This window comes from Vibrio sp. RW, assembly GCF_027587105.1.
Lineage (GTDB): Bacteria > Pseudomonadota > Gammaproteobacteria > Enterobacterales > Vibrionaceae > Vibrio > Vibrio toranzoniae.
Genome location: NZ_JAPPTM010000035.1, coordinates 1 through 13,304 on the forward strand (window position 1 = coordinate 1; position 13,304 = coordinate 13,304).

General features: G+C 43.8%; 10 protein-coding genes. 7 read left to right on the plus strand and 3 right to left on the minus strand.

The annotated features are described in order from the left end of the window. Positions 1–248: 248 nt before the first annotated feature. From OCT63_RS19255 to OCT63_RS19265, 3 genes are all read left to right on the plus strand, one after another. Positions 249–1,496, plus strand: a complete 1,248-nt coding sequence (locus OCT63_RS19255) for a RidA family protein (protein WP_269984352.1) — start codon at positions 249–251, stop codon at positions 1,494–1,496. 224 nt (positions 1,497–1,720) lie between these two features. Beyond that, on the plus strand, positions 1,721–2,077 hold the full coding sequence (locus OCT63_RS19260) for a hypothetical protein (RefSeq protein ID WP_060469612.1): 357 nt from the start codon (positions 1,721–1,723) through the stop codon (positions 2,075–2,077). Between the two features lie 143 nt (positions 2,078–2,220). After that, positions 2,221–2,739: a GNAT family N-acetyltransferase gene (locus tag OCT63_RS19265; RefSeq protein WP_269984353.1), complete on the plus strand. Its 519-nt coding sequence runs from the start codon at positions 2,221–2,223 to the stop codon at positions 2,737–2,739. A gap of 281 nt (positions 2,740–3,020) precedes the next feature. Here OCT63_RS19265 and OCT63_RS19270 read toward each other — a convergent pair whose 3' ends face one another. Next, on the minus strand, positions 3,021–4,607 hold the full coding sequence (locus OCT63_RS19270; RefSeq protein ID WP_017058157.1) for a BCCT family transporter: 1,587 nt from the start codon (positions 4,605–4,607) through the stop codon (positions 3,021–3,023). A gap of 450 nt (positions 4,608–5,057) precedes the next feature. Between OCT63_RS19270 and OCT63_RS19275 the strand changes: the two genes are divergently transcribed. Further along, positions 5,058–8,225, plus strand: coding sequence for a chitinase C-terminal domain-containing protein (locus tag OCT63_RS19275; RefSeq protein WP_269984354.1), 3,168 nt, complete (start codon positions 5,058–5,060; stop codon positions 8,223–8,225). Between the two features lie 145 nt (positions 8,226–8,370). On the opposite strand, the gene OCT63_RS19280 is transcribed toward OCT63_RS19275, so the two are convergent. Continuing rightward, a complete protein-coding gene (locus OCT63_RS19280; RefSeq protein WP_029627241.1) occupies positions 8,371–8,625 on the minus strand; it encodes a YgjV family protein in 255 nt (84 codons plus the stop codon). A gap of 268 nt (positions 8,626–8,893) precedes the next feature. Here OCT63_RS19280 and OCT63_RS19285 point away from each other — a divergent pair, with 268 nt between their 5' ends. The 3 genes from OCT63_RS19285 to OCT63_RS19295 all read left to right on the plus strand — a co-directional run bounded on the left by OCT63_RS19285 (position 8,894) and on the right by OCT63_RS19295 (position 11,349). After that, positions 8,894–9,484 carry a DUF4136 domain-containing protein gene (locus tag OCT63_RS19285; RefSeq protein WP_161679477.1) on the plus strand — a complete coding sequence of 197 codons (591 nt, stop codon included), beginning with the start codon at positions 8,894–8,896 and terminating at the stop codon, positions 9,482–9,484. A 165-nt stretch (positions 9,485–9,649) separates the two neighbouring features. Next, positions 9,650–10,837, plus strand: coding sequence for a D-alanyl-D-alanine carboxypeptidase family protein (locus OCT63_RS19290; RefSeq protein WP_269984355.1), 1,188 nt, complete (start codon positions 9,650–9,652; stop codon positions 10,835–10,837). A 215-nt stretch (positions 10,838–11,052) separates the two neighbouring features. Beyond that, positions 11,053–11,349 (plus strand): YkgJ family cysteine cluster protein, encoded by a 297-nt coding sequence (locus OCT63_RS19295; protein WP_077681393.1) that lies wholly within the window; start codon positions 11,053–11,055, stop codon positions 11,347–11,349. Between the two features lie 276 nt (positions 11,350–11,625). On the opposite strand, the gene OCT63_RS19300 is transcribed toward OCT63_RS19295, so the two are convergent. After that, positions 11,626–13,302, minus strand: a complete 1,677-nt coding sequence (locus OCT63_RS19300) for an RluA family pseudouridine synthase (RefSeq protein WP_269984356.1) — start codon at positions 13,300–13,302, stop codon at positions 11,626–11,628. Positions 13,303–13,304: the final 2 nt, after the last annotated feature.

Here is a 13,304-nt window from a genome sequence, read left to right on the forward strand (position 1 = left end):
TTCAGAATTATTGAATAGACTAAAAAATAAAGATAATTTGGCACTCGATAAAGCCTCTTTTTACGGATAATTAGTCGCTCGATGACTAATTATTCTGTAATTCACTGATTTGTAGCCAAGTGATAGTCTGATGAATATCACGTTTACCTAAAAATAATTCGCTTAACATGCCGCTACTTTAATCATTCTTTCTAATACGGTTATTAAATTTAAATACGTATTCCTATATTATTAAAAGGATAATTCCGATGAGTAGCGATATTATTAAAGTTTCAAGAAATACTGAAAACGCACCAACAAATTCTGTATCTACACAAACGGTCGCTTTTTCTCATTATAATAACTTTTCAGCTCAATTACCTGTCGACCCTAAAACAGGTGAAGTTGTGATTGGTGATATTAAAGACCAAGCAGCACAATGCTTAAATAATATTAAGGCCATTGTTGAAAGCATCGACCATGTTATGGGTGATGTTGTGAAGATTAATGTTTTCGTTAAGAATATATCTGATATCGATGCTATTGATGAAGTTTACAAAAGCTTCTTTAACAACAGCCTGCCTACACGTACCGTAGTGGGTGTAGCTGCGCTGCCAAGCAGTGACGCTTTAGTTCAAATGGATGCGCTAATTTCAAACGGCGAAGGCACTAAACCACAAGCACCTTGCGCGCTAGTGAAGGTATCAAGAAACACGGATAATGCGCCTCAAAGTACTGTATCGACGCAAACTGCGGCTTTTTCTCACTACAACAACCTTTCGGCTCAATTGCCTATCGATGTAAATACAGGTGAGTTGGTTTCAGGTGGTATCACAGAACAAACGACACAATGTTTAGCAAATATTAAAACGATTCTAGAGAGCATCGGTCATGTTATGAATGACGTGGTTAAAACCACTATTTACCTTAAGAATGTTGAAGATGCAGAAAAGGTAAATGAAGTTTGCGCTAAGTTCTTCCCTAGTTATGTACCAGCACGAACGGTTGTTAATGCCGCTGAACTACCAATGGGCGCTTTAATTCAAATCGATACATCCGTTTCACATGGCGATGGCACACCGCCACAATTGCCAGAAGACACTCGCTTGTTGGTTATTGAAGCTAATAATACGGTTGATGCACCTTTCATGGCTTATTCGCACACCGTTGCTTTCTCTCACTACAACCATATTTCAGGTCAACTGCCTGTAGATCCGAAAACCAATGAAATGGTTGCTGGTGGTGTAAAAGAGCAAGCTGAACAGTGCCTTAAGAATATTAAGGCGATCATTGAAAGTGTTGACCACAGCATGGACGATACGGTGAAAATTAATATTCAGCTTAAGGATATTTCAGATATTGATGCGGTAAACGAGATCTACACTGCGTTCTTTAATGCTGACTTACCGGCAAGAACGGTGGTAGGGGTTTCAGAGATTCCTATGAATGCTTTAATCCAAATTGATGCCGTCGTTTCTAACTGCGAAGGCACACCTCCACAAGACGTTGTTGCTTAATTCACTGAACCCAATTCGATAATCACCCTCCAATGTCGGCTCTAACTTCTGAACAAGGAGTTAGAGCCCCATCTGTGAATAGCGAGCCCCATCTCAAGATATCAACCTATCGTTAAGCCTCACTGCACAAATCACTCTAAACAAGCTTCTGCCAACGTATGGCGTTTATTGATGCGAAGTGTTTTAATATGAAAAACAGACGCTTAACGTAAGAAAAACAGTTTATGCAATTTCGAGTTATTTTAATGTTGTGCCTAGCTATGATGGGGTGTACATCCAATCAAGAGTTGGCACTCGACCCAACAAGTATCACGTTGTTTTATGGCGATACCTCCATCTCCGCAGGTGTGTTAGAAGACAAAACATTTAATTCAGTACTTGCTGATAGGGTTGAAAGTGTGACTTTTTCGGGTTCAATACGAAAGCAAGACTCTGGCTACTTGGTCGATATGCTCGTGATTCGAGAAACGAAACAACCACGTTCAACTCGACAATTGAACACCTCGCTTATTATGAAACCGAGAGAGCTAGTGGATGTGGGCGGTGTGAACAACGATGTTTTTAGAGTAATCCTCGAGTAGTAACCTAATCTGTTCAATTAACATAAAAATTTGGTTGTACTTTAATGCCTACGGCACAATCGCTTAGGTTGAATTGTGACGCTAATGTCGAGAGGAAGTATGGCAAGCCTTGGTGTTTTAGGTAGGCGTGATGGGGATTAATCATGGATATATTTTTACACTTACTTCACCCAAGCGATGTCAGTGCTTTATTGGAGTTCGAAGTCGAAAATAGAGAGTGGTTTGAGCAATTTGTTCCAGCTCGGGAAGACCGTTTCTATTCTAATGCGGGTGTTACTGAGCAAGTCGCAAGCTTTCTCACAGAGTATGACAATGGTGAGATGATTCCTATGTTGATCAAAGACGCTAATGGCACTATCTGTGGGAGAATCAACGTTCGTGATATCGACCCCAACGGTGAAAGTGGAGAGTTAGGCTATCGAATTGGTCGCTCATTTGGTTCTAAAGGCATTGCGTCTAACGCGGTGAGGAAGTTACTTATCTACTTGACTGAGTACTCTTCCCTTAAATATGTTGATGCCTATGCATTAGTGGGTAATGTTGGATCAAATAAAATATTATCCAAGGCCGGTTTTGACTTAGTTGAGCGCGTTGAAAGTTACGCCGTGTTCAAAGGGAAGGAGCAAGATGCTCATTATTACCGGAAAGTAATTCCTAATTAGATGTTTACTGACCCCCTTAGAAACTGATGGTGCTTTTCAGCCAGCTTCGAGCTTTATGTTTTACTGTTGAGTTTTGTTATGTTCAATGACGCTAATGCAATCGCGAATAACAGGATGTCATTCACTAGTAAGAAGTTAGACCATCCTGCGTTTCACAAGTATTAATCGATATAAGCGCTAATTAACTTAAACAGCGACCAGATAAAACAAAGCCACTCAGGTGAATCACTTGAGTGGCTTTTTCGTTTTACACGTTACCCGAAACTAAATCGGGCTAGGTATTAAGCGATGCCTTGATCTCTTGCCATCTGTTTCGCGATCTTCGGTGCGTGCCATAAACACGGTAACAAGATGAACGATACAGGAACGGCTGTGATCACAATGAACGACTGTAGAGCCGAGATGCCACCTGCACCCATTGAGATAAGCGCAATAGCTACAGCACCCATGATGATACCCCAGAAGGTACGTACCGCTGCGTTCGGTTCCGTTGTGCCTGTCATTACCACACTGATGGTGTAAGTCATTGAGTCACCTGTTGTTACGATAAACGTGGTCGTCAGGACCAAAAACAGAATCGAAATCAAAGTAGGGAACGGCAGTTGTCCTGTGATTGCGAGTAGAACCGCAGGAAGGTTGAAGCCTTCGAACGCGCTAGAAATCACACCTGGGTTCTCTAGTTCAAAAGCTAAACCACTACCACCAACGATGCTGAACCAGAAACATGTAACAAGCGGTGCAACGATGCTTATAGAAACGATCATTTGGCGGATAGTACGGCCACGTGAAATACGAGCGATGAAGATCGCCATCATAGGGCCATAACCCAAGAACCAACCCCAGAAGAAAACTGTCCAGCCACCGAGCCAAGCAGTATCTTGACGGTAAAGTGCCATTGGGATGAAGTTATCAACCGTCGCACCAAGGCCCTGAAGGTAGCCATCAATGATGAAGCTAGTAGGGCCAACCACAAGAATGTAGCCGATCAGGCAAACCGATAGAATGATGTTGTAACGGCTAACCAGTTGGATGCCTTTGTTCACGCCGCTTAATGCAGAAAGCGTGTACATTGAGATTGCGAATAGGACAACCACGCTTTGAGTGGCAAAGCTGTCTGAAATACCAAACAGTTCGCTCAGTGCGTAGCTGATCTGTAGGCCAAGGAAGCCGATAGGACCGATAGTACCGGCAGCGACTGCCACAATGCTACATGCATCCACAACATTGCCAATCCAGCTGTTGATAGCTTTGTCGCCAAGTACAGGGTACAGAAGAGTACGGGGTTTTAGCGGTAAGCCTTTTTCGTAGTGCAGGTACATAAGTACAATAGAAGACAGACCACCTAAGATAGCCCATGCAAGAAAACCCCAGTGCATAAACGATTGCGATAACGCGTTTAATGCCATCGCCTGAGGATCAGCCGTGCCATATAGTGGCGGGGCGGAAACGAAGTGCGCAATAGGTTCTGCAGCGGCCCAGAATACGCCACCGCCAGCGAGCAGCGTACATAGGACGATAGACATCCATTTGAAGGTTGTCATTTCAGGTAGGGCAAGCGTTCCTAAACGAACATGGCCTGTACGTCCTAGTGCAAGCACTAAGCCGATAATGAAATTGAGAAGTAGAAGGACTTGCCAGAAAGCACCGAACCACTCTGTAGAGTAGCTAAAGCCGGTGTTAACAAGTTCGGACAACACGGAGGTGTTGGTAAAGGCGAGGATGACAAAGAGGGTTAAAAAACTGCCACTAAGCCAAAAGACTGGGTTTCCGAGCTCCAGTTTCTCACCCAAAGATTGAGCTTTATTGAAATCGATAGAAGTAGATTCTGCGTTGATGTTTTCGTTGGCGACTTGCGTCAAGTTGGACATTATTTCTTCGCTATATTTGGCTATTTAAAGCCTATGTATTTCTCCCACACTTACATAATAAATGTGAGGCTCGTCAAAAAAGCCGCCGATAATAACATATGTGTTATCAAAAAGTGGGCGAATTTTAAAAAGAACACAAAATCGTGTGCAAATTTCTACTTTTTGGTTAGTTTTGATGCGGTTTTTTCCTTGAGTTTGAATCACACTTCTGATTTTTGAGACATGATTTTTTAGCTTTCCGAAATTAATTAATATTAGTTATTGGTGCAAAATAAGTGTCGACTCATTGCATGCTTGTAGCAAATTAATGCGAGTCATTTTATAAATTGAGAATGTTTTAGGTGTTTAATTGTACGTTTTGCCTACAGTTGTTTTTTGAAGAGATTTAAGTGATTGAGAAGTATCACTTGGATTAAACATTTTGAAACAAAGACTTAAGGGATAGCTCACATGCACCTAAACCAAGGAAGAGTGGCCAAGAAGGTTTTTACACTCAGTACTCTCACCGCGTCCTGCTTAATGGCGTTCAACAGCTATGCGGCTGTTGATTGTTCAACCTTAGACACGTGGGACTCTGCCACTGTATATACCGGTGGTGATCAGGTTTCACATGACGGCAGCGCTTATACAGCAAATTACTGGAATCAGAATAACAACCCAAGCCAGTTTGAAGGCGACTATGCACAATGGAAGAAAGTCGATGTGTGTAACGGAGACGGAGGTGGCGGTACACCAAATGAAGCACCAACGGCTTCGTTAACAGCGCCAATGGCATCAGATGTGATTGTTGAAGGCGACAACGTCGTATTAAGCGCAACAGCACTAGACACTGATGGCAGTGTTGCTTCCGTAGAATTCTTTGTTGATGGGTCTTCGGTCGCGGTGGTGACAGCGGCACCATTTGAAGCGGCTTGGGTTGCAACGTCTGGTAACCATCAGGTTTCAGTTGTCGCAACGGACAATGAAGGTGCAACAAGTGTTGCAAGCGCGGTTTCAGTTTCGGTTGATTCAGCGCAACCGGGTAATGAAGCGCCGACAGTTTCAGTTGCACTTTCAGCGACATCTGTTGATGTTGGTGGTGTAGTCACACTGACAGCAACGGCAGCAGACAGCGATGGTACGGTTGATAAGGTTGATTTCTACGTAGCGGGTGCTCTTGTGGGTACAGCAGCGACAAGTCCATACACGCTAGATTACACAACCACTCAAGCAGGCTCTCTAGCGGTTTACGCGAAAGCGACAGACAACCAAGGTGCAACGACTGATTCAGCACTGGCTTCTTTGACTGTGAATGGCGCTCCAACAGTGAGCACTTGTCGTCCTGATGGTTTGTACCAAACACAAGGTATCGATGTCCCCTACTGTACGATTTACGATGAAGATGGCCGTGAGAAGATGGGCGCAGATCACCCACGTCGGGTGATTGGTTACTTCACAAGCTGGCGTGCAGGAGACGACCCACAAGCCGCTTACTTAGTAAATGACATTCCTTGGGAACAACTCACACATATTAACTATGCTTTCGTGAGTATCGGTTCAGACGGCAAAGTCAATGTGGGTGATGTAAACGATCCAAATAACGCAGCGGTTGGTAAAGAATGGCCGGGCGTGGAAGTTGATCCTGAATTAGGCTTCAAAGGTCATTTTGGTGCTTTAGCGACAGCGAAGAAAAAACACGGTGTTAAAACACTAATTTCTATTGGTGGTTGGGCTGAAACCGGTGGTCACTTCGCGACTGACGGAAGCCGAGTGGCTGATGGTGGTTTCTATACCATGACCACCAATGCCGATGGTTCAATTAACCATCAAGGCATCGAAACATTCGCAACTTCAGCGGTTGAAATGCTTCGTAAATACCAGTTCGATGGTCTAGATATCGATTACGAATACCCAACCTCAATGGCGGGCGCAGGTAACCCGTACGACAAAGATTTCATGGAGCCACGTCGTCAGCACTTATGGGCTTCATACCAAGTGTTAATGGAAGTGCTACGTGAGAAATTAGATGCGGCGTCTGCACAAGATGGTACACATTACATGTTAACTATCGCGGCTCCTTCTTCGGGTTATTTATTGCGTGGCATGGAAACATTCGATGTGACCAAGTACCTCGATTATGTGAATATCATGTCTTACGATCTTCATGGTGCGTGGAACGATCATGTTGGTCATAACGCTGCGTTGTTTGATACAGGTAAAGATTCAGAGTTAGCACAGTGGAACGTTTACGACACTGCGGCTTATGGCGGTATCGGTTATCTGAACACGGATTGGGCTTATCATTACTTCCGCGGTTCAATGCCAGCAGGTCGTATTAACATCGGTGTGCCTTACTACACTCGTGGTTGGCAAGGTGTGACCGGTGGTGAGAATGGCCTTTGGGGCCGAGCTGCACTACCAAATCAATCTGAATGTGCGGCGGGTACAGGCGAAGGCGAGAAGAACAACTGTGGCCATGGCGCAATTGGTATAGACAACATGTGGCACGATACCGACCCGAAAGGCAACGAAATGGGTGCGGGTTCCAACCCAATGTGGCACGCGAAGAACCTAGAGAAAGGTATTTGGGGTTCTTATGCGGATGCTTACAAGCTTGATCCTGTCAACGATCCATCTGATGTTCTAACGGGTACTTACACGCGTAACTACGATAGTGTGGCGGTTGCACCTTGGTTGTGGAATGCAGAGAAGGGCGTATTCCTTTCTACAGAAGATAAGCAGTCTATCGATGTGAAAGCGGACTACGTTATCGATAAAGAAATCGGTGGCATCATGTTCTGGGAACTCGCAGGGGATTATAACTGTTATGTACTCGATGCGAGCGGCAACCGAACTTCAATCGATACCACTGAGCAAGCATGTAACAGCGGTAACGGTGAGTTCCACATGGGTAACACAATGACGAAAGCTATCTACGATAAGTTTAAGTCTGCAACCCCATATGGAAACAAAGTAGCGACGGGTGCTATCCCAACAGAAGCGCTAGATATCGCGGTTTCAGTTGGTGGCTTCAAAGTCGGTGACCAAAACTACCCAATCAACCCTAAGATCACGTTCACGAACAATACGGGGCAAGCACTTCCGGGGGGAACCGAATTCCAATTCGATATCCCAGTATCAGCACCTGATAACGCGAAAGATCAATCGGGCGGTGGTTTGTCAGTGATTGCATCTGGTCATACTCGTGCGGATAACATTGGCGGACTAGACGGACCCATGCACCGCGTAGCGTTTACGTTACCCGCGTGGAAAGATCTTCCTGCTGGTGGTGTGTATGAGCTAGATATGGTGTATTACTTGCCAATTTCAGGTCCTGCGAACTATGCAGTGAGTGTGAATGGTGTCGACTATGCCTTTAGCTTTGAGCAACCAGATTTACCATTAGGTGATATCAGTTCTGGTGGCGGTAACCCTGGCGATGGTGGTACAACCCCTGGTACTTGTGACACTACAGGTTTAGCGATTTACCCTGATTTACCTCAAAAAGACTGGGCGGGTAACCCAAGCCATGCAAACACGGGTGACCAAGTCGTTTATAACAACGTAGTATACCAAGCGAACTGGTGGACAAGTGCCGAACCGGGTAGTGATGGTAGTTGGACGAAAGTATGTTCTTAACCATGCCTAATACGTCAACAATGTAGTGCGCGAATATTCGAGTGGAATAGTAATTAGGTAAATTCACAACGATGCGTACTAAAAAGCCCAAATAGTTTGCTCTATTTGGGCTTTTTCAGAATTATTTGAAGTGCTAGTCGCTAATTTAAGCTTTTGCTTCTTTCATCGCTTCCGTTTTTTTTTCCTTTTGCATTTTTGCAAGGAAGTAGATATTTACGCAAGCGATAAAGCCATTAGTTGCAACAACCGGCCATGCGTCAATCATAACACCGTATGCTGTGAAGAGAGCACAGCCAATAAAGTTAAGAACACGCAGACGAACGATATCTTTCATTGTTAATGAAATTGCGACCATGATAGACGCCGCGTAACCTAAAATCTCAACCATATTGAATTCCATTGTTTGACCCTCTTAAATTTGCCGATACTTTGTCGGTACCAATTCTTCTCTTCATGAGATGATTGAGGAAGCTCCGTGCCTCGAATGGTCTGGTTATGTTTAACTGGATAAACTATACCAACTCTATTTTTGTGATAAAACCCCCAAAACAAGCAGAAGTGAAGGTTAGCGATTACGCAAACGTTTAATGACCCTTTTGTTAATATAATTACTGTTTATGTTGGAGGTTAAGTTAATAATTATTCTTATATAGATCAGGAAACCACTAATGAATAAACAATCCATATATACAATAGAAGACATAAAGAAAGCTGCACTAGTGGTTTTGATAGCGGCTGGGCTGGCAGCTTGTACAACACAAGAAGTACCTACAACCCACAACTATGGTGTGGTGACCAGCGGTGACTTTGATTTTATGAAACATGATGTCGTCACATACTCATGGCATCCTGAATCAGAACAGATGTATCTTTCTCAAAAGTACGATAAGACAGTAGTCACTGACTTGGTGCGTGACGCAATTAAAGATCAACTTTCTATGAAAGGTTATCAGCTTAAGCAAAATGGTGCCGTTAGTGATGTCGTCGTCGGTTTTGGGTTGGCCGAAGAATCAGAGCTAAATGATGAATCGATCTTTGATGCGATTAAGTTATCTACAGGCGTTCCATTTTATAATGATGAAGGAAAGTTAGCCGAGAAAGGGTCGTTGTATATTGCCTTCTTCGTCCCTAACTCTGAAATCGTGCAATGGCAAGCATTAGCACAGTCTGGTATTCAGAATGATATTGAGCCCAGCGAAAGTAAGCAGCGTATAACGGGCTTTATAGAGATGCTATTTAGACGCATGCCTACGCGCTAGATGGATTCATTGGGTCAATATTACTTGTTGAATAAATGGACAGATCGCAGATTATACTTTTTTATTTGTAACTAAAGGTACATTTGCGTAAAGCAACGTAAAGTTCGCGCTTCTTTTACTAGCATTTGTCTATACTGGACAAAACGTTAACTTAGGTTTGATCCAATGAAACTGTTCTCCAAATACTCTCTCTCTTTATTAAGTATATTCATTGTAAGTAACGCAACAGTGGTAAGTAATGTAGCTGTAGCGGCACCTTCTATAGTACCAAGCCCACCTAGTCTAGGATCCAAAGGGTATGTATTAATCGATTTTAATTCTGGTGATGTGCTAGTAGAAAAAAATGCACACACTAAATTAAACCCAGCAAGTTTGACTAAGCTGATGACCAGCTACGTGGCTGGGCAAGAAATGAAACGAGGTAACATTTCTGCTGACGACCAGGTGCGAATCAGCGAAAACGCGTGGGCAAAGAATTTTCCTGACTCGTCAAAAATGTTCATTGAAGTGAACACAGACGTAGCAATGATGGATCTCTACCGTGGATTGATTGTGCAATCAGGCAACGATGCGAGTGTTGCGATTGCAGAGCACGTGGCGGGATCACAAGGTGCTTTTGTGGATCTTATGAACTCTTGGGCAGTGTCTCTAAAATTAGAAAACACACATTTTTCAAACGCACATGGTTTAGATGCTGACGATCTATATTCGACCCCTTATGATATTGCGTTATTAGGCCGTGCAATTATTCGTGATTTACCGGATGTGTATGACTTATACAGTGAGCGTTCGTTCAGTTACAACGGCATTACACAACATAACCGAAATGGTTTACTTCGCGATAGAAGTTTGACAGTTGATGGTATGAAAACAGGCTATACATCTGGCGCGGGTTACAGCTTAGCCAGTTCTGCAACACAAGGTGAGATGAGACTGATCGCGGTTGTCATGGGGGCGTCTAGCGTTAAGAGCCGTGAGTCAGATAGTAAGCAACTGTTGAGCTATGGTTTCCGATTCTTCGATACACTCCACCCCCACCAAAGTGGTGAACAAGTTGCTGAAGAAAAAGTGTGGTTTGGCGCTCAAGACAAATTGAAGCTCGGTGTTGCAAAAGATACATTTATTACGCTTTCGAAGTCTGACAGTAAAAAGCTGACTGCGTCTATCGAACTTGATTCTGAGATAAAGGCACCGATTGCGGAAGGTCAAACCTTAGGTTTGGTTCATTACATGGTAGATGGTGAAGATGTTCAAACTCAGCCATTGATCGCGCTTGAAGCCGTTGAGCAGGGCAGCTTTTTAAAACGTTTGATGGACTATGTTAAATTGTTCTTCGCGAGCTTGTTTAAATAGTATACGCAGGTGGGATGCTGTAGGCCTTGTTGCGTGAGTTGTTACGTTTGCAATAGTAATCAGCGGCAATAAAAAACAGCAATACAATAGGCGTTGTGATTCATCACAACGCCTATTGTTATTTTTACACACCTAAAATATGTCGTCTGCTTTCTTTATTAGCCGTAGCGGACGGTTTCTATTACTATACGCAAAATTTAGCAGTGTAGTCACTTATGACCATAGAGATAAAGAACGTAACCGAACCTGAAGTAACTTGTGCCAATTGTCAGGCATGCTGTTGTCGGCTAGAAGTTATGATCATCACAGATACCGGCGTTCCTGAAGAGCATATTGCTTATGACGAATGGGGCGGTGAAACCATGCTGAGATTAGACGACGGCTGGTGTTCGGCAGTTGATAGAGAAACACTAATGTGTACTATCTACGAAAACCGACCTTGGATCTGTCGTGAGTTTGAAATGGGTTCTTTTGAGTGTGTCGAGCAGCGAATTGATGTGATGGGGGAATAGTGTTAGTTGGCCTTAAAAGCGAGCTCTCAACCACTTAATATGAATGGCCTGCTCATTGAGATCAATGTATGAATGCAGTGGCTTTGGTTCATTCACTATCGATCGATAGATAGTGCCTCGAAATAGCCATAGGCTTTATTAAACCACACAAAGCGTTGAAACAAGATGATACTCTGAGACAACAGAGTACCTTGGAACATTAATTAGGTATTCGGTTTGATGAATACCTAACCATTCTCTCTTTCAGGCTTTCGCACTCCTCACTGTACATTTTGTTTAGAACTCTGAAGGCACCTCAAACTCGATCCACTCTCCCGTTACTGGGTGAATTAATTTGAGGTACCCAGCATGTAGATGTAGGCGATCGCGTTTGTAACCATAAAGATCATCACCGCGGATTGGAACACCAAGACCTAATGGATGAGCACAGTGCACACGTAACTGATGTGTGCGGCCCGTCTTAGGGTATAAGTGAACCTTGGTTTTGCCATTTTTCGTGCTGACCACTTCCCAATGGGTTTCTGCATCTCGTCCATGTTCATGGCAAACCAGCTGTCTTGGCCTGTCCGTGATGTCGCCGCGCAAGGGCAAGCTGATATCACCAGATCTACCCTCTATTTCATCATCTAGCAGAGCGGTGTAACGCTTCTCAACTGTTCTATCGATAAATTGTTTTTGGATGTGTTTGTTTGATCTTGCCGTGAGCGCCAAGATCAATAGCCCTGAAGTCGACATGTCCAACCGATGAATAATCAAAGGGCCAGTTGCTTCGGGGTAACGATCTTTGATACGAGTATAAATTGAGTCTTCGATAAACTTGCCGGGAACCGAGAGAAACTCTTCTGGTTTGTTAACCACCACGATCTCGTTGTCTTCATAAACAATATCGAAAGACTTACTCGACGCAGGTTTCACGATAAGTGGGTTATCTTCTAATTCAATGCCGTTTAGCTGGTGGTCGAGAATCTCGAAGCTTTTGCTTTGGCAAACAGGATATAGGTTTCCGTGTTGTCGGATGACATCTGCTGGAGGCAATCCCCACCATAATTCAGACAATGCTAATGGCTTAAAACCGTATTCAAAGGCAAAGTTAAGCAGCTTAGGTAAGCAGCAGTCACCAGAACCTTCAAGTGCATCTTTGCCTTCCAACAGATCAAGTAAACTCTTAGATTCAGTTGCTTGGTTGATAAAGCGGTAGTGGTTCAAACGTTGAGCTTCTAATTCAGCAGAAATAGTTTGGTAATCTTGCTTACGATTTTTCAGTTCACTTTCGATCGCATCTACCTGTAATTGGCGTTCTGCGATCTTTTGTTTCCACTCAATACGAAGCGCTTTAAGGTCGCGTTTCTCTTGGCTGCTTTGGTTACCTAATTGCTTGAGTAGGCTTGCTGCCGACTCTAGATTCCCGAATGCCTTTTCTTGATTGGCTTGCTCTCTGAGTACGGTGCGCTGCGCTTTGTTCTCGGCCATTGCTAACTGAAAGGCTCCAATAGCTTGAGCAGACTCTGCTTTCAGCGTTTCAAGATCAGATTCTAATGCGTTTAGGTTGTGTGATTTTTGTAGTTTCTCGATGTCATCCGCTAGTCGTGATTGGCGAGCGAGGTTGGCACTGTTTTGAGATTGAAATTGTTCTGAGTCGAATGCTGGTGGAACGAAGTCGATACTTTTTAACTGAGAGGCCAGTATCGGATCTAGCTGTAAGCCTGAAAACGCAGAAAGATAGCCTAGCTCTTGTGTTGTTGGATTCTGCACAAGAAGCACAGCGTAGAGATTACCTTGCGAGGTTTCATTCACACCATTGTCAATGAGTGACTGTTGAAGCTGCAACATAGCGAGTTCACACACAGGGTGCGGCGTATAGTAATACGGGAACGTAAAGCGAGTTGGTAGCGCTAAATCGACATTCGTGTTTGCTAGGTGCAGAGGTGTGTATTGAGCGAGGTTTGCTGGCATTA